Source organism: Pseudoalteromonas sp. 2CM28B, from assembly GCF_023161935.1.
The window spans coordinates 120,264-141,605 of the sequence record NZ_JALNTH010000001.1 but is presented as its reverse complement, the minus strand read 5'-3'; the positions used below and the strand labels follow the sequence as shown (position 1 = coordinate 141,605).

Annotated in this window: 22 protein-coding genes; 15 read left to right on the top strand and 7 right to left on the bottom strand. The window is 41.2% G+C overall.

Annotated elements, in window-relative coordinates; all coding sequences use genetic code 11:
* The first annotated feature begins 121 nt into the window (after positions 1-121).
* The 7 genes from MTN96_RS00650 to yacG all read left to right on the top strand — a co-directional run bounded on the left by MTN96_RS00650 (position 122) and on the right by yacG (position 6,014).
* On the top strand, positions 122-541 hold the full coding sequence (locus MTN96_RS00650; protein ID WP_282451834.1) for a pilin: 420 nt from the start codon (positions 122-124) through the stop codon (positions 539-541).
* A 39-nt stretch (positions 542-580) separates the two neighbouring features.
* Positions 581-997, top strand: coding sequence for a type II secretion system protein (locus MTN96_RS00645; RefSeq protein WP_248530496.1), 417 nt, complete (start codon positions 581-583; stop codon positions 995-997).
* 27 nt (positions 998-1,024) lie between these two features.
* On the top strand, positions 1,025-2,254 hold the full coding sequence (locus MTN96_RS00640) for a type II secretion system F family protein (protein ID WP_248530495.1): 1,230 nt from the start codon (positions 1,025-1,027) through the stop codon (positions 2,252-2,254).
* A 131-nt stretch (positions 2,255-2,385) separates the two neighbouring features.
* Positions 2,386-3,291 carry an A24 family peptidase gene (locus MTN96_RS00635; protein WP_282451833.1) on the top strand — a complete coding sequence of 302 codons (906 nt, stop codon included), beginning with the start codon at positions 2,386-2,388 and terminating at the stop codon, positions 3,289-3,291.
* A gap of 1 nt (position 3,292) precedes the next feature.
* Positions 3,293-3,913, top strand: a complete 621-nt coding sequence (coaE, locus tag MTN96_RS00630; protein ID WP_248530494.1) for a dephospho-CoA kinase — start codon at positions 3,293-3,295, stop codon at positions 3,911-3,913.
* Between the two features lie 146 nt (positions 3,914-4,059).
* On the top strand, positions 4,060-5,736 hold the full coding sequence (pilB, locus tag MTN96_RS00625) for a type IV-A pilus assembly ATPase PilB (RefSeq protein WP_248530493.1): 1,677 nt from the start codon (positions 4,060-4,062) through the stop codon (positions 5,734-5,736).
* A 47-nt stretch (positions 5,737-5,783) separates the two neighbouring features.
* On the top strand, positions 5,784-6,014 hold the full coding sequence (yacG, locus tag MTN96_RS00620; protein WP_024031401.1) for a DNA gyrase inhibitor YacG: 231 nt from the start codon (positions 5,784-5,786) through the stop codon (positions 6,012-6,014).
* Positions 6,015-6,081: 67 nt separating this feature from the next.
* Here the strand turns inward: yacG and MTN96_RS00615 are convergent, their stop codons facing one another.
* Positions 6,082-6,573 carry a Spy/CpxP family protein refolding chaperone gene (locus MTN96_RS00615; protein WP_096042345.1) on the bottom strand — a complete coding sequence of 164 codons (492 nt, stop codon included), beginning with the start codon at positions 6,571-6,573 and terminating at the stop codon, positions 6,082-6,084.
* A 175-nt stretch (positions 6,574-6,748) separates the two neighbouring features.
* Between MTN96_RS00615 and MTN96_RS00610 the strand changes: the two genes are divergently transcribed.
* The 3 genes from MTN96_RS00610 to MTN96_RS00600 are packed head-to-tail and all read left to right on the top strand — an operon-like array spanning position 6,749 to position 9,781.
* Entirely contained in the window at positions 6,749-7,438 is a 690-nt protein-coding gene (locus MTN96_RS00610) for a response regulator (RefSeq protein WP_004588608.1), read from the top strand.
* Complete coding sequence (locus MTN96_RS00605; RefSeq protein WP_248530492.1) at positions 7,416-8,831, top strand: ATP-binding protein; 1,416 nt, start codon at positions 7,416-7,418, stop codon at positions 8,829-8,831. The genes MTN96_RS00610 and MTN96_RS00605 overlap by 23 nt, the downstream gene beginning before the upstream one ends.
* Positions 8,832-8,833: 2 nt before the next feature.
* Entirely contained in the window at positions 8,834-9,781 is a 948-nt protein-coding gene (locus MTN96_RS00600; protein ID WP_055252664.1) for an alpha/beta fold hydrolase, read from the top strand.
* Here the strand turns inward: MTN96_RS00600 and MTN96_RS00595 are convergent.
* Positions 9,741-10,658 (bottom strand): cation diffusion facilitator family transporter, encoded by a 918-nt coding sequence (locus tag MTN96_RS00595; RefSeq protein ID WP_029773365.1) that lies wholly within the window; start codon positions 10,656-10,658, stop codon positions 9,741-9,743. The genes MTN96_RS00600 and MTN96_RS00595 overlap by 41 nt on opposite strands.
* A 108-nt stretch (positions 10,659-10,766) precedes the next feature.
* Here MTN96_RS00595 and trmL point away from each other — a divergent pair, with 108 nt between their 5' ends.
* The gene (gene trmL, locus MTN96_RS00590; RefSeq protein WP_029773366.1) at positions 10,767-11,231 is read left to right on the top strand and encodes a tRNA (uridine(34)/cytosine(34)/5-carboxymethylaminomethyluridine(34)-2'-O)-methyltransferase TrmL; all 465 of its coding nucleotides are present in this window, start codon (positions 10,767-10,769) and stop codon (positions 11,229-11,231) included.
* A gap of 99 nt (positions 11,232-11,330) precedes the next feature.
* Here the strand turns inward: trmL and gpsA are convergent, their stop codons facing one another.
* The 4 genes from gpsA to MTN96_RS00570 are packed head-to-tail and all read right to left on the bottom strand — an operon-like array spanning position 11,331 to position 13,582.
* Complete coding sequence (gene gpsA / locus MTN96_RS00585; protein WP_024031407.1) at positions 11,331-12,338, bottom strand: NAD(P)H-dependent glycerol-3-phosphate dehydrogenase; 1,008 nt, start codon at positions 12,336-12,338, stop codon at positions 11,331-11,333.
* Between the two features lie 3 nt (positions 12,339-12,341).
* Positions 12,342-12,827: a protein-export chaperone SecB gene (secB, locus tag MTN96_RS00580; protein WP_004588614.1), complete on the bottom strand. Its 486-nt coding sequence runs from the start codon at positions 12,825-12,827 to the stop codon at positions 12,342-12,344.
* 34 nt (positions 12,828-12,861) lie between these two features.
* Entirely contained in the window at positions 12,862-13,119 is a 258-nt protein-coding gene (grxC, locus tag MTN96_RS00575; RefSeq protein ID WP_004588615.1) for a glutaredoxin 3, read from the bottom strand.
* Between the two features lie 31 nt (positions 13,120-13,150).
* A complete protein-coding gene (locus MTN96_RS00570; protein WP_004588616.1) occupies positions 13,151-13,582 on the bottom strand; it encodes a rhodanese-like domain-containing protein in 432 nt (143 codons plus the stop codon).
* A 579-nt stretch (positions 13,583-14,161) separates the two neighbouring features.
* On the opposite strand from MTN96_RS00570, the gene gpmM reads away from it, so the two are divergent.
* From gpmM to MTN96_RS00550, 4 genes are all read left to right on the top strand, one after another.
* Positions 14,162-15,706 (top strand): 2,3-bisphosphoglycerate-independent phosphoglycerate mutase, encoded by a 1,545-nt coding sequence (gene gpmM, locus MTN96_RS00565; protein ID WP_248443997.1) that lies wholly within the window; start codon positions 14,162-14,164, stop codon positions 15,704-15,706.
* 3 nt (positions 15,707-15,709) lie between these two features.
* The gene (locus tag MTN96_RS00560; RefSeq protein WP_248443996.1) at positions 15,710-16,849 is read left to right on the top strand and encodes a murein hydrolase activator EnvC; all 1,140 of its coding nucleotides are present in this window, start codon (positions 15,710-15,712) and stop codon (positions 16,847-16,849) included.
* 36 nt (positions 16,850-16,885) lie between these two features.
* Positions 16,886-18,151, top strand: a complete 1,266-nt coding sequence (locus MTN96_RS00555; protein WP_248443995.1) for a S41 family peptidase — start codon at positions 16,886-16,888, stop codon at positions 18,149-18,151.
* Positions 18,152-18,351: 200 nt separating this feature from the next.
* Positions 18,352-19,107, top strand: coding sequence for a divergent polysaccharide deacetylase family protein (locus tag MTN96_RS00550; protein ID WP_096042352.1), 756 nt, complete (start codon positions 18,352-18,354; stop codon positions 19,105-19,107).
* A gap of 58 nt (positions 19,108-19,165) precedes the next feature.
* Here MTN96_RS00550 and MTN96_RS00545 read toward each other — a convergent pair whose 3' ends face one another.
* Positions 19,166-21,037, bottom strand: a complete 1,872-nt coding sequence (locus tag MTN96_RS00545; protein ID WP_096042353.1) for a methyl-accepting chemotaxis protein — start codon at positions 21,035-21,037, stop codon at positions 19,166-19,168.
* Positions 21,038-21,342: the final 305 nt, after the last annotated feature.

The following is a 21,342-nucleotide window of genomic DNA, read 5'->3' as shown; positions in this document are numbered from 1 at the left end:
CTAAAAGTACGTGAAAATTTATTTTTAAGTAAATCTGTAAAGTTAATCAGATAAATTAAGTTTGGCACTTTCGCCACTTACCTGACTACCTTACAAAACATTATCCTTTAGGAGAGGAAACATGAAAACAATGACTCAAAAACAACAGGGTTTCACCCTAATCGAATTAATGATTGTTGTAGCAATCATCGGTATTCTTGCTGCAATTGCATTGCCACAATACCAAGATTACACAGCAAAATCTCAAGCCACAGCCTGTTATCAAGAAATAACCCCAGGTAAAACACAGTTTGAAATATTAAGTCTAGAAGGTACGCCTGTAGTTGCGGCTAATAACGGGGACCAAATTGGCTTAGGGGTAGCTAATTCATGTCAATCTCATGCTGTAACAGCAACTACTATTGTAGGTACTATGCAAGGTAGTGCACCTATCAACGGTGAAACTCTTACACTTTCTCGTGATGCTGATACTGGTGTATGGACTTGTGCCGCGAGTGCTGGTGTTGCAGATACTTCACTACTGCCTGCAGAATGTCGATAGTTAATCATATCAAAAACACAAAAATCAGATCTCAAAATCATGAGGAAGAACGGTTTTTCTGTAGTTGAATTAATATTATCAGTACTTATACTCGCTATTTTAGCGAGTATAAGTTTTTCTACATATCAAAAGTTTTATTCAAAAACTCTCGTTCTTGGTTGCTTTACCGAAATATCAACTGCACGTTCCGCTTTTGAAATAATAAAAAATGAAAACATTAATATCATACCCTCTGATAACCTAGCTCAGTTAAACATTAATTCGGCAACATCCTGTAAGCGCCATCAATTAAAAGTAGATGTGATAATTGGTCATATAGCAGATGGAAAAAACATATCTGGCTCAAAAGTAAGTTTAAATAGAGATCCATTAAGTGCAGAATGGCAATGTCAAATTTATGACTCTCCACCTACATTTCAAATTGATTACCTTCCTAATGGTTGTATATTGAACTAAGTTACATAGACTAATCGAGGCACTAAAATGTCTGCAAAAAATGATAAAAAAGACATAGGTACATTTCAATGGGTAGGCGTGAGCGCTCGAGGAAAACGTCTTGAAGGTGAACTTACAGGGAACAGTATTGCACTTGTGAAAGCACAATTACGAAAACAAGGCATTACACCTTCAAAAGTAAAGCGTAAAGCCAAGCCTTTATTCGGCATTCAAAGTGTTCAAAAGATTACTCCTAAAGATATAGCTTTAGTTACTCGCCAAATTGCTACCATGTTGATGGCCGGCGTACCACTCATTCAAGCTATTGAAATGATAGGCACAGGATCTACTAACAAAAGCGTAGCCAAGCTTATGGAGACCATTGGCGATGAAGTTAAAGCAGGCCAACCTCTATCACAAGCACTCAGAAAACACCCTCGTTATTTTGATGATTTATATTGTGATTTAGTAGCGTCAGGCGAGCAGTCGGGCGCGCTTGATAAAATATTTGACCGGGTAGCTTTATACAAAGAAAAATCAGAAGCGCTTAAATCAAAAATTAAAAAAGCGATGTTTTACCCTATTTCAGTGTTAGTTGTTGCTTTAATAGTAACATCTATTTTGCTCATTTTTGTGGTGCCTCAATTCCAAGATATATTTTCAGGCTTTGGAGCTGAGTTACCTGCATTTACTTTATTTGTGATTGGTATATCTGATTTTATGCAAGCGTATTGGTGGATGATACTAATTGCTATTGTTGCATTTGGTTATGCTTTTAAAGAAGCCAAACTCAGAAGTTTAGAACTCAGAGATGCAACCGACAGGGCTATATTAAAACTCCCTGTAATTGGTATGATTTTAAATAAAGCCGCTGTTGCACGATATGCTCGTACGCTTTCGACCACCTTTGCTGCCGGTGTACCCCTTGTTGATGCACTGGACTCAGCTGCTGGTGCGTCCGGTAATGCTGTGTATCGCTATGCTATTTTAGATATTAAAGCAGAGGTGAGCTCGGGTAATCAAATGAATTGGGCGATGCGTAACTCTAAAATATTCCCCGATATGGTTATTCAGATGGTGGCCATTGGTGAAGAGTCTGGCTCGTTAGATGGTATGCTAGCCAAAGTAGCAACAATTTACGAACAAGAAGTTGATGATGCAGTTGATGGCTTATCTAGCTTATTAGAGCCGCTTATTATGGCTGTGCTGGGTGTGCTCGTCGGTGGCTTAATTGTTGCCATGTACTTGCCGATTTTCCAATTAGGCTCTGTAATTTAAAAACATAGCTGTAAGCTGTAAGCAAAATTTCAAACGCTAATTAATAGCTTGCAAGATAAAATGAATAGTAAGAACTATTCAACACAGCAAAATAAAATTGGCCTATAGATGGCCTGAAGTTAGGTATTTTAATGGAAAATCTTTTTCTTGATATAACCACTGCGATGCAAAGTCAGCAGTGGTTTTATTTAACCACCGTTGGCTTAGTTAGTTTATGTGTAGGCAGTTTTTTAAATGTGGTTATTTACCGCTTACCGTTGATGATGCAACGTGAATGGCAAAGCGAATGTAGGCTACTGCTAGAAGATGAACTAACAACCAATAAATCTAAGCAAGCTAACACCAGTGAGCCTTTTAACTTAGTAAAACCTAACTCTACCTGCCCAAAATGTAAAACAGCCATTAAACCTTGGCAGAATATTCCTATTATTAGTTGGTTAATACTAAAAGGAAAATGTGCAAGTTGTAGTAACCCTATTTCAGTTCGTTACCCTGCTATTGAGGCAATTACAGCCATACTAAGCCTTGTTGTTGCTTATAGCTTTGGTGCAACCGAGCAAGCCCTTTTATATATTTTTGTAACGTGGATATTAGTAGCACTGACCTTTATAGATATTGACCACATGCTGCTACCCGATCAGCTAACTTTACCGCTTGTTTGGCTGGCACTTATTGCCGCTGTTGCCGGAATTACAATTACGCCAAGTGATGCAATTATGGGTGCCGCTTTTGGTTATTTAAGCTTATGGAGTGTATTTTGGTTATTTAAGTTACTAACCGGCAAAGAAGGCATGGGTTATGGCGATTTTAAACTGCTAGCCGTGTTTGGCGCACTTCTTGGTTGGCAATCACTTTTAACTATTATTCTGCTCTCAAGCGTAGTTGGTGCAATTATAGGTATTGCCCTTTTAAGCATTCAAGGTAAAGACAAAGCAACCCCTATCCCATTTGGCCCCTACTTAGCTATCGCGGGTTGGATAACGCTGCTGTGGGGCGCTCAAATTCAAGCTGCATATTTTAATTTAATTGGTTATTAGTATGAATAAGCCAGCAACTAAAATAAACAATTGGGTATTGGGTTTAACAGGCGGTATTGGCTGCGGTAAAACGGCTGTTAGTAATATGTTTGAAGAACTAGGTATTTGCGTTGTTGATGCGGACATTATTGCTCGCCAAGTAGTGGCCCCTAATAGCACAGGGCTAAATGCAATTATTGAACACTTTGGCGAGGGTATTTTACTACCCGATGGCACATTAAACAGAGCTGCACTGCGCACTAAAATATTTACCAACAATGATGATAAAGAGTGGCTTAACGCACTATTACACCCGCTTATTCGGGAAAAAATACTCACCGATTTAAATAATGCAAGCAGTGCCTATGTTGTATTAGTTGCACCATTATTGTTTGAAAATAAACTTAATAAATACTGCAACCGTACTTTATTGATTGATGTACCACACCCTGTGCAGATTGAACGTACTATAAAACGCGACAATATTAGCCTTGAGCAAGTAAATAGCATTATAGCGTCGCAAATGCCACGGGAAGAAAAACAACAAAAAGCCGATGATATTCTAAATAATGACCGCGATTTATCGCTTGTTCATGCAGAACTTGTTGTTCTTCATAAAAATTACCTACAATATGCAGTATAAAATACAACTAATGCCCCTTAATGCGGTCATAACAACATAAACTCGTAATTTGGTTAGCAAAAAAGGTGTTGATAAGCACAGCGAATTTAATCACCTGCTTTTTTCTGATAAATTGTTAACTATTGAAGGACTAAAATAGGTGCGCAATGAATATTAACTCACCGTTATTGAGAAAATTTATAACGCTTGGCCGCATTGATGCCGATACCGTAAAAGCAAAACAGCAAGAGTTTGCCTCAACCGCTGAGCTTATATCTAAATGTGGAAAAATTGACAGCAACGACTTAGCTGAACAATGTATAGACTTATTTCGCGTACCGTATTTTGATTTAAAAGACTTCGACCCTGCACAAATCCCCGAAGACTTAGTTAAAGAAAAGCTAATACGTAAACACCACATTTTACCGCTGGTTCAAAAAGGTAGAAAAGTATACATTGCCGCCTCAGATCCAACTGACTACGGTGCCTTTGAAAACTTTGAATTTAGCACCGGCTTATCGTGCGAAATAGTCGTGGTTGACTATATTCAGCTAGATAACAAAATTGAGCAACTACTTGATGCTGCAGGCAGCTTAGATTTAAGCGCCGATGAATTTAAAGAGTTTGCCGACCTAGATAGTGAAGGCCCTAAAGAAACCACACCTAAAGATGATGATAAAGACGATGCGCCAATCATTGTTTACATCAATAAAATTTTAATGGATGCCATTAAAAAAGGCGCGTCAGATTTACACTTTGAACCGTACGAGCACAAATACCGCATTCGCTTTCGTATAGACGGAATTTTACATGAAGTAGCCAGCCCACCTAATACGCTTTCTACTAAGCTTTCTGCACGTATTAAAGTAATGTCGAGGCTCGATATTGCTGAAAAACGTAAACCGCAAGATGGCCGAATTAAATTAAAAATTACTGAACGTAAAAGTATCGATTTTCGTGTAAGTACTATGCCGACCCTTTGGGGCGAAAAAATAGTAATGCGTATTTTAGACTCATCAAGCGCTATGCTAGGCATTGATGTACTTGGCTATGAAGAAGAGCAGAAAAAACTCTACATGGATGCCCTTGCTCAGCCACAAGGCATGATACTAGTTACAGGTCCTACAGGTTCTGGTAAAACAGTATCACTTTATACAGGCTTAAATATTTTAAACCAGCCAGAGCGAAATATTAGTACCGCAGAGGATCCCGTAGAAATAAACCTTGAAGGGGTTAACCAAGTACAAATAAACCCTAAAGCCGAGATGACTTTTGCAAACGCACTGCGTGCATTTTTGCGTCAAGATCCTGATGTAGTAATGGTAGGTGAAATACGTGACCTTGAAACCGCTGAAATATCAATTAAGGCAGCGCAAACGGGTCACTTAGTGTTATCAACACTGCATACAAACTCAGCACCCGAAACCATTACACGTTTATTAAATATGGGCGTACCCGCTTATAACGTGGCAAGCTCTATTAGCTTAATTATAGCGCAGCGATTAGCCCGCCGATTATGCCCTAAGTGTAAAACGCCAGAGCAACTACCTAGCGAAGAATTGTCTCGCCAAGGTTTTACAGCTAAGCAAATTGAAGATATGACACTCTACGCCCCCAAAGGCTGTGATAGCTGTACCGATGGTTATAAAGGCCGTGTAGGTATTTATGAAGTAATGCAAATTACGCCAGAAATTGCACAAATTATTATGCGCGGTGGTAATTCGCTCGAAATCGCAGAGGTATCGCTACAAGCTGGGTTTAATAACTTGCGATTATCGGGTTTACGAAAAGCCGCCGATGGTTTAACGTCTCTGGCTGAAATTAATCGCGTAACCAATATGTAAAAGTGATAGCCCTAATTAGGGCTAAAACACATTGTAGAGAGTAAAGTATGCCAACAATTGTTAACTGTCCAACCTGTAAAAACAAAGTTGAATGGTCACAGCAAAGCCCACACCGTCCTTTTTGTTCTAAGCGCTGTCAGCTTATTGATTTAGGTGAATGGTCTTTTGAGAACAATAAAATATCAACGCCTATTACCTCGGCTAACCAAATTAGCCAAGATATGATTGAAGATATTGAAGAGATGATGGCTAAAAACGATGACGACTTTTTTAAATAAGCGTTTTTCACCCTCTTAAACGACAAAAGCCAGCATTAAGCTGGCTTTTTAGTGTTTAATCTATAAATTAGTCTCTTTGCTTACGGTGTTTTTTACCCATACGCTTTTGCATTTTTGCAAACTTTTCTTGCTGCTCTGCGTTAAGTACCTGCATTACTTGATGCTGTGTTTTTAGCTTAATTAAGCCAAACTCAGTGCCTTTTTCGTGGCGTGCAGCTAATAGCTCTTTTGCAGCGTTTTCGTCAAATGTTGGTGCGCTAAGTAGAGCATCCATTTTCTCTTTTTGAGCCTTACGCTGTGCTCTACGGGCTTCTTTATCATCGCCGCGCAGTGCTTTCATCTGTGTTTTTTGCGCTTCAAAAATAGCTTCAAGCTTAGTTTGCTGTTCTTGCGTTAAATCAAGCTTGTCGGCACCGCGCTCAGATAATAAAAAACGCGCTTGAGAATGGCCTTGCTTATCGTGCATGCCGCCTTTTGCTAATACGCTACCGGCGCCAAGTGTAGCCGTTGCTAGACCACAAATAAGTACTAATTTTGAAAGTGTATTTACTTTAGTCATAATCATCACCTTAATATTGGATGGATTGAATTTGGTTGTGGCTGCTTAGCCAGTGAGTTAACTATACATCTTGCAACGCAAAGTAACGCAAAGCAGTGTAAAGGTTGTGTAAAGATTCACTTTTGCACAATTTAAGAAGTAAAATAACCATATAGAAATTGCCTAAGGGTTTGAAATGAAGCTATTAATGATTGATGACGACACAGGTTTGTGCGAACTACTTACTGAATATTTAGCCGCGCAAGGTTTTGACGTACAAAGCGTTCACGATGGCGAGCAAGGTTTAAAGCTTGCTCTATCAAATGACTACGCGCTGATATTGCTTGATGTCATGCTCCCCACCCTTGATGGCTTTGAAGTACTTAAACAACTTAGGCAAACAAAGCTAACACCGGTTATTATGCTTACTGCAAAAGGCGAAGACTTTGACCGCATTTTTGGCTTAGAGCTAGGCGCAGACGATTACATACCCAAACCCTTTAATCACCGCGAGTTACTTGCCCGTGTAAAAGCCATTACCCGTCGTATAGAGCACATAAATAGCCTAAACGTTGCAACGCCTAGCAAAATGAATATAAATGGCATTACGGTTAATTTGGCAGCCCGAGAGGCCGCTATTAACGAGCACACTCTCACGCTTACTGGCACAGAGTACGAAGTACTGGTGTTATTAATTAAAAACGCCGGCGAAGTTGTCAGTAAAGAGCAAATAAGTGAAGAAGTGCTAGGTAGGCGCTTGGCTTCGTTCGACCGCTCAATTGATATGCACGTTAGCAATATTCGTAAAAAAATAGCTGAGCATATTCAAGGCGAGCGAATAAAAACAATGCGAGGTACAGGTTATGTCTTCATCCAAGGTGAGTAACAAACATTACTTTGCATGGCTAAAGCACCCTCGACATTATTTATTTTTTAAAATATTTATTTGGTTTTGGCTAACAATAACGGGCACGGTGGCTGCGCTTATATTTTTAAGCAACATTACGGCAATTAATGCAGTAAGCACCGAGCCTTTGCGTGGGCCAATGAAAAAAAACCTAATTTATACTGCCAAAAGCATTGAGCGAAGCGCCACTAAACACAAACGCACCCTTGCTGATGTTTTATCGCACCCTAGGCTTTCAAAACGAAAAATTTTATTTTTAGGCGCGGCACAACCCGAAGACGCATTAAGCAATAAAGAGATCCCCGCTGAAATAGATTTAAACTTACTTAGCTTTAGTCAAAACTTGGCGCCACAGGTCATTTTTACCGAAAAATACCAAGCTTTCGGCCCTATTAATATTAACGTGCCAGAGGGGCTGTTTTACCTCTACGAAATAGACATTAACCACCAACCTCCTTTGCTCATGCGCTTTAAGTTAATGCCGAATTGGATGAAAGTACTCGTGGCTATTTTTGCCTCTTTAATCCTGAGTTTTATTTTTAGTCGCAATTTAATCGCCCCAATTAACAGCCTTAAAAAAGCAGCTATAAAACTTTCATCAGGCGATTTATCAGCGCGAGTTGCCATACCTGCAAGCAGAAAAGACGAGCTAGGGGTGCTTGGGCGCGACTTTAACAGTATGGCTAATCAGCTTGAGCAACTTATTAGCGCCCAAAAGCGCTTACTGGCTGATATATCTCATGAGTTACGCTCCCCGCTTACGCGTTTAAAAATGGCAACGGGGCTTGCACAAATGCAAGCCAACGAGGCAAGCCAGTCGTATTTATTACGTATAGAAAAAGAAGCAAACCAGCTTGATAAAATGATTGCCGACGTGCTGCAAGTGTCGCGTTTAGAAGCGCAAAGCCAAACACTGTCACTGCAAAAGCAATCACTAAAAGATATAGTAGAGCACGTATTAAATGATGCGCAGTTTGAAGCCAAGCAAAATAATAAAACACTTACTTTTAGTGGCAATGCCGATGTAATGCTAAGCTGCGATGAATCATTAATTGCCAGCGCACTCGAAAACCTATTACGTAACGCAATAAAATACGCGCATAGCAACATTAGCTTTAACGTACACTACAACAGACAAATCTATATAGAGATTTGCGACGATGGCCCTGGCGTTCCAAATGAGCAACTGAGCAAGCTTTGTGAGCCCTTTTTTAGGCAATCTGACGCTCGCGACAGAGTAAGTGGCGGCACAGGGCTTGGCTTAGCTATCGCTAAAAATGCTATTATTGCCCACGGCGGTAGTTTAGCGCTATCTAATAAAGAAAAAGGCGGGCTTTGTGCCAATATCACCCTGCCACTAATTAAAGAGTAAGCATGTTTTACAGTACCGAATCAGCGCTTGAAAGTAACCAAGCACGCATTAATCACTTTTACGAAAATGTACTTAATAAAAACTATTTTAATGCATCTGAAGGTAAACTGTTTTTTGCTTACGCAGTGCCAGAAACAGCTAACACTGCCATAGTAATTAGCTCTGGACGCATAGAAGGGCTTGAAAAATACAAAGAGCTGCTGTGGGAGCTTTACACTAATAATTATGCGGTATTTATAGCCGACCACCAAGGGCAAGGCCGCTCGTATCGACCGTTAAAAAATAAGCACAAAGGGTATGTAAAACGCTTTAGTGACTACAGTGCCGACTTAGATTTATTTAATCAACATATTGTAAATAAACACTGGCAAGGCAAAAAAATATTATTAGCCCACTCTATGGGTGGCGCTATAGCGTACGATTATTTTGCAAATTACCCGCATACTTTCAGCGGCGCGTTTTTATCTGCGCCCATGTTTGATATTTACACTAAAGGTATTCCTAAACCGGTAGCTAAATTCATAGCCCGCGCCGCCACAAAGCTCGGTTTTGGCTACAGTTATGCGCTAGGGCAAAACGATTACAACCCAGAAGAATTTGCGCTTAATACTTTAACCAGCAGCCAAGTGCGGTACAACCTCTTTAGGCTCACTTATCAACAACAGCCACTTTTACAGTTAGGCGGCGTTACATATGGCTGGTTAAATGCAAGCTTTGCTTTTATGTCAGCCGTGGATACCCACACAATCAACCTCCCTATTTTTATTGCCAGCGCACAAAACGATGAAGTGGTTGATAACAACGCGCAACAAAAGCTCGTAAATAGGCTCCCTAATGCCGAGCTGAAAAGCTTTGCAGGGGCTAAGCACGAGCTATTGTTTGAACGCGACGAAATTAGAAAACCTGTGCTTATGCGCTTGTATCAGTTTTGTTCTTCGTTTGATACTTAGGTACCACCGAAAGCGGATCTAGATGAATTAAAATATCAACCTCAGAGTCAAAGCGCTCGGCAAGCGCCTTTTCTACATCGTCAGCCACATTGTGGGCACGTATTAAACTTAAATGATCATCAAGCTCTAAGTGCATTTGCATAAACTTAATTTTACCGCCTTGGCGAGTGCGGATATCATGTACACCGTGTACATCTTTATGTGCATTAGCAATATCTAAAATACTTTGTTTTTCATCATCTGGGAGTTCTTTATCCATAAGATGATCGGCACTCTCACACGCAATATCCCAACTGTTATAAAGTAAGTAACCGGCAACGCCTATGGCAAACAGCGGATCTGCGTATAACACCCCATAGTACGAGAGCAAAATAGCAAGTAATACCGCCGCATTTAAAATTAAATCCCCTTTGTAATGCACCGAGTCTGCTTTAATAGCGATGGATTCGGTATGCTTAACCACTTTGATCTGAAAAAACACAATCACTAACGTACAAGCAATAGCAAATATACTCACCCACACACCTAACAGTGAATGACTAAGCACAATTGGGTTAAATAATCGCTCAATACCGTGAAACGCCAATAAACACCCCGACCCTGCTATAAACGCAGCCTGACCAAGTCCGGCTAGGGCTTCTGCTTTGCCATGACCAAAACGGTGATCGTCATCTGCTGGGCGCAGTGCATACCCTAGCACTAAAAAGCTCATGGCCGTGGCGGTAATATCCATTAATGAATCGGTTAATGAGCCAAGCATAGAGGCTGAACCCGATGCCAACCATGCCCAGGTTTTAGCGGCTATCATTAAGCTAACCATAACCATGGTAACTATGCTTGATGTTTTAACCCAAAATTCGTAACTACGGTGATGCACGTTAATATTCACTACTTGCGGTATTCAATGGCGGGAGTATATCATTTTTTTTACCGGTTTCGTGTATACTGCCATTCGTCAAATTATAGATTAATAGAAAGGCGCATTATGCTGGATATCGTTTTATATCAACCTGAAATTCCACCAAATACAGGAAATATCATACGCTTGTGTGCAAACACAGGTTACTCATTGCATTTAATTGAGCCATTAGGTTTTGAGTGGGACGATAAGCGAGTAAAACGTGCCGGGCTAGATTACCACGAGTTTAGTAACGTACAGCGCCATGCCTCGTTTGAAGCCTACCTTGAAAAGTGCCAACCTAAAAAAGTGTATGCATGCACTACTAAAGGCAGCCAGTTTCATCACGAAGCCAGTTATGAAGCCGGTGATTGCTTGGTATTTGGGCCAGAAACTCGCGGTCTCCCCGATGAGATGATTCAAGCGCTACCTAACGATCAGCGTGTGCGCATTCCTATGCAGCCCAATAGCCGTAGTATGAACTTATCTAACGCTGTGGCGGTATTCGTTTATGAATCATGGCGCCAGCTAGGCTTTCCTAACGCGCAATAAGCACCTTGTACCAAACAATAAAAAAACCGACATAGCGTCGGTTTTTTTAATAGCAAAGCATGTTCATGCTTTTAATAAAGTGGGCATTATATGCTCACTTTATTCAGCGCGCTGCTCTCGGCCTAATAGTGCCATGGCGGCTTCTTTCATATCTTTATTTTCATAAAGTACTTTATAAATTTGCTCAGTAATAGGCATTTCTACACCGGCGCGTTGTGCTAATAAATACACTTCTTTTGTGTTTCTAAAGCCTTCAACAACTTGCCCGATGGACTCAATAGCAGCATCAACCCCTTCACCCTTACCTAATGCCAAACCAAAGCGACGGTTGCGCGATTGATTGTCGGTACATGTTAAGATTAAATCGCCAAGTCCGGCCATACCCATAAAGGTTTCTTGCTTTGCCCCCAAGGCACATCCTAAGCGCGTTAGCTCAGCTAAGCCGCGAGTGATCAGTGCCGTACGTGCATTAGCTCCAAAGCCCACCCCATCAGACATACCAGCACCAATGGCTATTACGTTTTTAACCGCGCCACCTAACTGAATGCCAATAAAGTCATCGTTGTTATACACGCGGAACGAGCGCCCACAATGGAGTAAATCTGCAAGTTGTTGCGCAAACTCCGTTGAGGTAGACGACACCGATATCGCAGTAGGTAGCCCCATTGCCATTTCTTTTGCAAAGGTTGGGCCTGATAAAACCGCAAGCGGCATTTCATCACCTAGTTCCTGCAGGGCGACCTCTTGTAACAAGCGACCAGTATTTGGCTCAAGCCCTTTTGTTGCCCACGCAACTTGCGCACCTTCAACCAGCGCAGGTTTAATTTGCTGCAATGTATCTGCAAAGGCATGGCTTGGCACAACCACAAGTACAATGGCACTGCTGGCTACGGCTTGTTGTAAATCGGCTTGTAATAAAAGAGTGTCGGGGAATGGTACATCAGGAAGGTAACGTTGATTTTTCCGCTCAGCTGCAAGCGTGGCAACGTCGTCGCTATTGCGACCCCAAAGTGTCACTTGGTGACCATTTCGGGCTAAGCAAATAGCAAGAGCGGTGCCGTAAGACCCCGCTCCTAATACGGTAACAGCTGAAGTTGCTGTACTCATAAATTATGCGTCTGCTGAAACCTGCTCAGCTTGCGCAGTACGTTGTTGCATGTATTGTGCAAATAACGCATCAAAGTTCACTGGCGCAAGGTTAAGCTGTGGGAAAGTACCACGGTTAACAAGGTTAGATACGGCTTCACGCGCGTATGGGAATAACACGTTAGGGCAGTATGCACCTAGCATATGTGCTAGTTGTACTTCTTCAAGCTCACCAACTGTAAAAATACCGGCTTGCTGAATTTCACATAAAAACGCAGTTTCTTCACCAATAGAAGCAGTAACCGTTAGTGCTAAAACCACTTCAAACACACCTTCGTCTAGCTTATTAGAGCGCGTGTCTAGGTCTAGCTTAACTTCTGGCGTCCATTCTTTTTGAAAAATCGCAGGAGAGTTAGGCGTTTCAAACGATACATCTTTAGTGTAAATACGTTGAATAGTAAATTGTGCGCCACCTTCTTGTGCTGCTGCGTTTTGATTTTCTTCGTTCATTGTGCTTCCTACGTGTTAGTTTTTATAATTAAAATTAAGCATTTAGCTTAGCGTCAAGTTTACCTTGCGCTTCAATAGCCATCATGTCGTCGCAGCCACCGATATGTTCATCATTAATAAAAATTTGCGGTACTGTGCTTGCACCACCTGCTTTAGCAATCATTTCATCGCGAAGCTCTGGTTGAACACCAATATCAATATTTGTGTACTCAACGCCTTTACTGTTTAAAAGTGCAAGAGCACGTTGGCAAAATGGACAGTACGCTTTGGTGTATAAAACAACATTACTCATAATAAATCCTCTATCGGTACTACTAAACTGATTAGCGACCTGTTGTAGTTGGAAGGCTGGCAGATTGCCACGACCCCATACCACCTGATAATACATAAACCGATTCAAAGCCTGCTTTATGCATTGCATTAGCAATACCTTGAGCAGTCATGCCTGTGGCACATACTAGTATAATGGGTTTGCTCTTGTGCTTTTCAAGGCTTGAAAAATCAGATTGTTTTGCTTTTTCAGGGCTTAAGTGTTCAGCACCCGCAATACGACCTGCGTTAAATTCTTTTTGAGCACGAATATCAACTACTTTGCCATCTTCACGATTAATAAGAAGTGTTAATTGCTGTGGGTTTATTTCTCTCACTGCTGAAAACTTACTCTTTATCCAGCCGCTTACAATAAGAAATACAAGACCAACCCAAGCTAGGCTTAAAATAGGATGATTTGTAATAAATTCAATATATTGATCCATTCTACTTCCACTATGAAATTATGTTCTAAACCTAGGGCGTGTTGGCCTTTGTGGATTGAAATTTGTTCAATCTAGGGGCGATTAAATCGCGGCGCGAGATTTGTAACCTAGTGGGCTAAGTAAAAACCAAGCAAAGCTTCCGCGTCCTGCTCACGCCCCTTACCTACATCCATGTAGGCAACAAAAAGGTAATAGTCCCTAGAAAGAACCCAATGGGCAGCGCATGTTTGGGATTTATGCTACGTTATCGCCTATTTATGGGGAATAACCACACTTCATAGACTCTGCCTTACCTAAAAACCAAACATACTGCTGCAAATTCAGCCACCAAAGTGCAACACGCCCTAATATTCTAGGTATTTTGTACTTTAGCCACGCAAGTATACCCAAACCAAGTTAAAATGCGAGTTTGCTGCGCTTTAAAAACACATAAAGCACCCCATATATGAAAGTAAGTAAAAAATTTAATATCTTGTTCTCAGTGCTGATTCTGGCGCTAAAACACGGTATGCTAAAACTAACCAGATAACCTTTCGGCGCACAGTACCCATCAACAGGTGCTAATTTTCAGGAGCTATTATGACAGAGCATAAAAAACCACTGGTATTAATGATTTTAGACGGTTGGGGATACCGCGAAGATGAGCAAAGCAATGCGATTCTTGCAGCCAACACCCCCGTTTTAGACAACCTATGGGCAACCCGTCCACGCACATTAATTTCAGGCTCAGGTTTAGATGTAGGCTTACCTGAAGGGCAAATGGGTAACTCAGAAGTAGGCCATGTAAATTTAGGTGCTGGTCGTGTTGTTTATCAAGACTTTACTCGCATTACCAAAGCAATCAACGATGGCGAGTTTGACTCAACTCCTGCACTTGTTGAAAACATCGATAAAGCAATCGCTGCAGGCAAAGCCGTGCATATTATGGGTTTATTAAGCCCAGGTGGTGTTCACAGCCACGAAGATCATATTGTCGCGAGTATTCAATTAGCCGCTAAACGCGGTGCAAAAGAAGTATATTTTCATGGCTTTTTAGATGGCCGTGATACACCACCACGCAGTGCTAAAGCATCAATAGAGCGTATAGAAGCCTTATTTGCCGAGCTAAATTGTGGCCGCTTAGCGTCTCTTGTGGGGCGTTATTACGCCATGGACAGAGACAACCGTTGGAACCGTGTAGAAAAAGCCTACAATGTAATGGCATTAGGTGAAGGCGAGTTTAATTATGCTGATGGTGTGTCGGCATTAGAAGCCGCCTATGAGCGCGACGAAAACGATGAATTTGTAGCTCCAACCACCATCACGCCACAAGGCACTGAAGCAGCACAAATTAATGATGGCGACACTATCATCTTTGCTAATTTTAGAGCCGACCGCGCCCGTGAAATCACCCGTGCCTTTGTAGAGCCAGGCTTCGATGGGTTCGAAAAGAAAAAATCACCACAGTTAAGCGCATTTGTAATGATGACAGAATACTCAGCCGATATTGATGCCCCTGTCGCATTTGGCCCTACGCCATTGGTAAACGTATTAGGTGAATGGCTTGAAAAAAATGGCAAAACGCAGCTACGTATTTCTGAAACAGAAAAATACGCTCATGTTACTTTTTTCTTTAGTGGCGGACGCGAAGATGAATTTGAAGGCGAATCACGCGAATTAATTCCTTCTCCACAGGTTGCCACTTACGACCTTCAGCCAGAAATGAATTCTGAAATGCTAACCGACAAACTTATTGAAGCCATTAAAAGCGGTAAGTTTGATGCCATTATTTGTAATTACCCGAATGGCGATATGGTGGGTCACTCTGGTGTGTTTGAAGCCGCGGTTAAAGCCTGTGAAGCAGTTGATGCATGTATAGGCCGCGTGGTAGAAGCGCTAGATGAGTTTGGTGGTGAAGCGCTTATCACAGCCGATCACGGTAATGCAGAGCAAATGGCAAATACTGCCACGGGCCAAGCTCATACCGCTCACACTAGCGAGCCAGTGCCATTTATTTATGTAGGACGCGATGCAACGCCAAGTGAAGGCAAAGCATTAAGTGATGTAGCACCTACTATGCTACACCTGATGGGCATGGAGCAACCAAGCGAAATGACCGGTACGCCAATCATGACGTTGAAATAACACATGAGCAAACCAGTAAATTGGTTTAGTGTTTATACATTTGTATTGGTTTCGTTAGTGGTTGCACCTGCAACCGCTAACGAAAACCGCACTAAAAAAGACCTATCTGAAGTGCAATCTGCATTAGAACAAAGCCAAGCAGAGTACAACGCACAGCGAAAAAAAATTGCCGCACTGCAAAAAAACTTAAAAAAACACGAGCTAGAAATAGCTAAAAACGCTAAAGCTCTCAATATGGCTGAGCAATCAGTAAAAGAAACAGAGCAAAAACAACAAGCCCAGCAACAAAAAGCACAGCAATTAAAAGCGCAACACGCGCAATTTCAAGCCATTTTAGCGGCCCAGCTAAAAAGTGCTTACATGGCTGGGGGCGACGACTACCCCAAAATGCTTTTAAACCAGCAAGACACAGCTAAATTTGAGCGTACCTTAAGCTATTACAACTATTTAAATAAAGCGCGCATAGAGCAAATTGAAGAGCTTAAAGTACTACAACAACAAATTGCAGAAAACCAAGCTGCACTTGCCAAAACCAAACAAAAATTAGCCGCCTTATTTGAAGAACAAAAAAGACGCCAAAGCGCGCTAGTAAATGCCCAAAGCGAGCGCCAAACTAATCTTAAAAACTTACAAGCACAGCTCAATAGCACTAAAAGCTCGATTAATTACTTAAAAGACAACGAGCAAACATTAATCACCACCATTGAAGAACTTGAGCAAGAGAAGAATCAAAAAATTGAATTGCTCGGCCTTAATAAAAGTAAAGGCAAGCTTAATTGGCCCAGCAAAGGAAAGCTAAAACACACATTTGGTCAGCGCAAACATGGCGGCATAGACTGGAAAGGCGTGTTAATTGGTGCAAAAGAAGGCACTAATGTAAACAGTATTAATAATGGCCAAGTTGTTTTTGCTGATTGGCTTAAAGGCTTTGGCTGGGTTATTGTGGTTGATCATGGTGAGGGCTTTATGAGCCTATACGGCCATGCGCAAACATTATTAAAAGATGTGGGCGACATGGTTCGAGAAGGCGAAACGCTGGCATTAGTAGGTCAAAGCGGCGGACAGTCGAGTTCTGGTCTATACTTTGAAATACGCCACAAAGGACGCGCAGTAAATCCTGTTAAATGGTGCAGACGTATTTAAGTGAATAAAACAGCTGCACCGCATTAGGAGCAGCTGATGACTCAAAAAATACCACAAACACGCTCATGTCCCTCTTCCCGTACGCGCTATTTGTTTTTATTGTGCGCATTGACCTGTATTGCTATTTTTTGTTTTAGCAATTCATTACTTGCCAGCTCAGTTAAAGATCTTAAAAGTCAGCAAATTTCTGAAATACTTTTCAACATTAAAGCCTATTATGTTGATGACTTGTCACTGACAAAAGGTGCACAGGGTGCCTTTAATAATCAGCAAGTAGAAATTTTACTCGACCAGCTAGACCCTTATTCTAAATACCTCAATGAAAATGACTTAGACGCTTTGTTTAATAATACAAATGGCCATTACACTGGCGTGGGCATTGAAGTGAAAGACATTGACAGTGACATTACTATTGTCGGTGTAGTTAAAAACTCCCCAGCCAAAAAGGCCGGTATTTTAGCGGGCGATATTATTGTTAGTGTTAATGATATAAACACGCAAACAGGTAGCTTAGAGCAAGTAGCTGCGTTGATAAAAGATACCCGCTTTAACGCGGTTAAACTAACAATAAAGCGCGCAGGGCAGCAGCAACCAATTAGCTTTGCGGTAAATCGCAAAGAAATAAACTTAGAAAGCGCCACTAGCCAATTACTCGACTCAGGCACTGGATATTTAGCCATAAATAATTTTTCTAATCACACCTTACATGAAGTGGCGCTGCAGGTAGCTGCACTTAAAAATGATTATCGCACGCCCCTTAAAGGGTTAGTCATTGATTTACGTGACAACCCAGGTGGTACTTTACAAAGTGCAGTGGCGGTAGCGGATCTATTTTTACAAAGTGGCACTATAGTCACCACTAAAGGGCGCTATTACGACGCTAACCAAGCCTACTACGCTAAACGAGGTGACATACTAAAAGGCTTGCCTATTGTGGTGCTTATTAATGAAAATTCGGCCTCTGCGGCTGAAATACTCGCCGCTGCTTTAAAAGATAATAAGCGTGCTACAGTGGTTGGTAATCAGTCTTATGGCAAAGGCTCGGTGCAATCTTTGATCCCACTTGGTGATGGTAATACAGCGCTAAAATTAACAACTGCTAAGTACTTTACACCTGCGGGCGTATCGATTGAAGGCGTAGGAGTTACCCCTGATGTAGCAATTGCGCAAGCAACCCTTCCACAATCAAATAAAGCCGTTATAATAAAAAATGAGCAGAACAAAAATGCACCACAATTTGAACATGAAATACTGGGCGACTTACAGTTAGTAAAAGCTAAGCAATTACTTAGCATGCAATAGTAAATAATCTGAACTCTAGGTAAGCGATTTAATAACAGAATAAATATTAACACTATTAGATTCTGCTATTCTCTAGCTATAAGTTTTAAGTAAATTCAAAGCAGTTAGCGCTAAAAATAGCTGCTGAGATAGCTTTATTACCCGGCGCTGAGATTAAAAAATACCCTTAATAAATTAAAAAGATAATAAAAACTATAAACGTGAAAATAATAAAATGGCTGTTGTTGGCTATCTGCTTTGTATCTAGCACTGCTTGGGCAAAGCAAATAGCCATCGTAATTGATGATATTGGCTATCATCAGCGAGATTTAGAATTTCTTACCTTACCAGGGCAATTGTCGTATTCAATTTTGCCCCACACACCCTACTCTCAAATTTTTGCCACGCTTGCCAGCCAAGCAAATAAAGAGCTTTTATTGCATGTACCTATGCAAGCCTTGAACGGTAAAGCACTCGGCCCTGGTGGGCTCACTGTAAATATGGATAAAGAACAGCTACAAAAAACTTTAGGCACCGCACTGGCAAGCTTACCGCAAGTAAAAGGGGTTAATAACCATATGGGGTCGGCACTCACTCAACAAAGCCAAGCCATGAAGTGGACTATGGAAGTACTTAAAAAACGTAATTTATTCTTTTTAGATAGCCGTACTACCGACTTAAGCCAAGCGCAAAATGCGGCAAATTTTATTGGGGTTGAAAATATAGGCCGCCATGTGTTTTTAGACAATATAACCACGCATGAGCAACTGCAGCAAAGGCTGGATGAGCTAAAATATAAAGCGACTAAACATCACTTTGCCATAGCGATTGCCCACCCCTACCCAGAAACCATCGACTTTTTACGCCAAGCGCTACCTGAGCTCACTGAGCAAGGCTTTGAACTGGTACCAATCTCACAGCTGGTAGAACGTAAGTATGTACAAATAGCCCAACAACAAGCCATTTCATTAAACTGATGGAGTAAGCGAGCACCTTACTCCATCAGTTAATTTAACTCAATTATAAGTATGGTATTTATAAAACAAATGTCGCTACCTTGGCATTTAGATCTGTAGCTCTGTCTTTTAATACTTCGGCTTGGCTTAAATGCGCGGTAGCTGAGGTAGTTATTTCATCGGTTACATCTTTAATGGCAACCGTATTTCTAGTAATTTCATTGGTCACTTGCGTTTGCTCTTCTGCTGCAACCGCTATTTGACCCGCCATATCAGAAATCTCATTTACCGCCAAAGTAATTTCTTCTAGTGCGTGTGCGGCAGCATTTACATCATCCACACTATTGTTGGCATAGCCCTTACTGCTGTCCATCAAGCTCACTGCTTTTTTAGTGGTGTTTTGTAAGGTTTCTATAGTGGTATAAATTTCGGCTGTAGAGTTTTGTGTTCTTCTTGATAACACGCGCACTTCATCGGCAACCACTGCAAAACCACGCCCCTGCGATCCCGCACGGGCGGCCTCTATTGCAGCATTAAGTGCTAAGAGATTTGTTTGCTCTGCAATTTCTTGAATGGTAGTTAAAATGCTCGATATAGCCTGAGCATGCAAACTTAATTCACCAATAACTGTGGTAGTTTGGTCTATTTCGCCCGCGAGTGAATTAATCGTGTTTCTGGTTTTATCAACTAACAGCTTACCTTCACGGCTACTTTGTGCCGATTGTTGCGATGCGGTTGCGGTGTTTTCTGCATTAGCGGCAATTTCATGGGTTGCACTCGCCATTTCTGTGACCGCGGTAGCAACCATAGCCACTTCTTGTTGCTGGCGCTGCAACTCACTGACACTGCTTTGGTTGGTGATCAAGCTTTTCTCTGCATCAAAGTCTAAGTCAGTAGCTAATTGACGAATATGACTGATCAGTTCATGTTGGCTGCTAACAAAACGATTAAAACTACCAGCCAGAACCCCAACTTCATCTTGCGTATCAACAGTTATACGCTGGGTTAAATCACCGTTACCATCTGCAATTGTTGATAAAGCTTGCGACACTCGGCTCAAAGGGGCGAGCAATACACCCAATAACCATGAAATAGCCAACACACTCAGTAAAAGTGCTACTGCAACCAGCACTAATTGGGTCAGCAATAAACTAATAAGCGGAGCCTCTAAAGTTTGTTTATCCAATACAAACAGCAACTGCCAATCTGTATTGTTAATGTTTTCACCCCAAACTAGCTTCTCTCGGTCTTCACTCTCAAAGTAAACAGGAGTAAATTCACCGTTTTGACTGTTAGATAAAATTAATTGATGATTTATTTTCGAGTCAATACGCGTAATATCTGCCATTACTTTTCTAGCGTCTTTGTAGGCAACCACAGTGCCATCTTTATGCATCATAATGGCGTACCCATCCGCAGGCAAAGACATTGTATTGACGCTATCGGCCAAGGCCTCAATCGATAAATCCCCCGCAACCACACCGCTTTGCGTGGTTTTAGCAATAGAAACAACCAACAGATTATACGCGGTATCTAAATAAGGTTTGGTAATTACGGTGCTACTTTGAAGCAGTGCTTGTTTATACCATGGACGAGTGCGCGGATCGTAGCCGGTGCGATCAATACTGGGATCAGAGTCAGTCATTTTTCCGCTACTATCTCCAAAGTAAGTTAACTGAAAGCCACCTGAAAATGCTGCTTGCTGTAGTGCGCTGAGCGTGTTGTCCTCAACCTTATTCGCAACCGATTTAATTATCTGCTGACGACTAGCTAGCCAATTTTCAATACTCGTAGCCTGTTGCTTACCAGATTGGCTTACGTTATCAATACTGCTTTTTAGCAGTAACGCTTTTTGAGAGGTATAGCTATTCCAGGACAGCAATACAATAATAACGGCTAGGGCAAGAACGACCGATAGCAAGATTTTTTTCTTTAGTGAATATGAGTTCATATTGAGTGTAAATACTCGCGTTAAATGAAATTGAAAGGCAACAAACCAGCAATTAAATGACTTAATTAAGCTACGATTTGAGCGATAAGTCGCTCAGGTGCGCGAATATTTTCATATACCCAAATTAAAAACAAACTAAAATCATCTATTTAAATTAAAACCAAACTTATTCATTAATTTTAAATAGCGTACATTTAATTAAAAGATACATAGATGTGACTAGAGGTAAGCAGAACAAGACAAACGATACTTTCTATTAACCTTTTTAGTTAGCTTTTTTAGTTAAAAAAAAGCCCCGCATATTA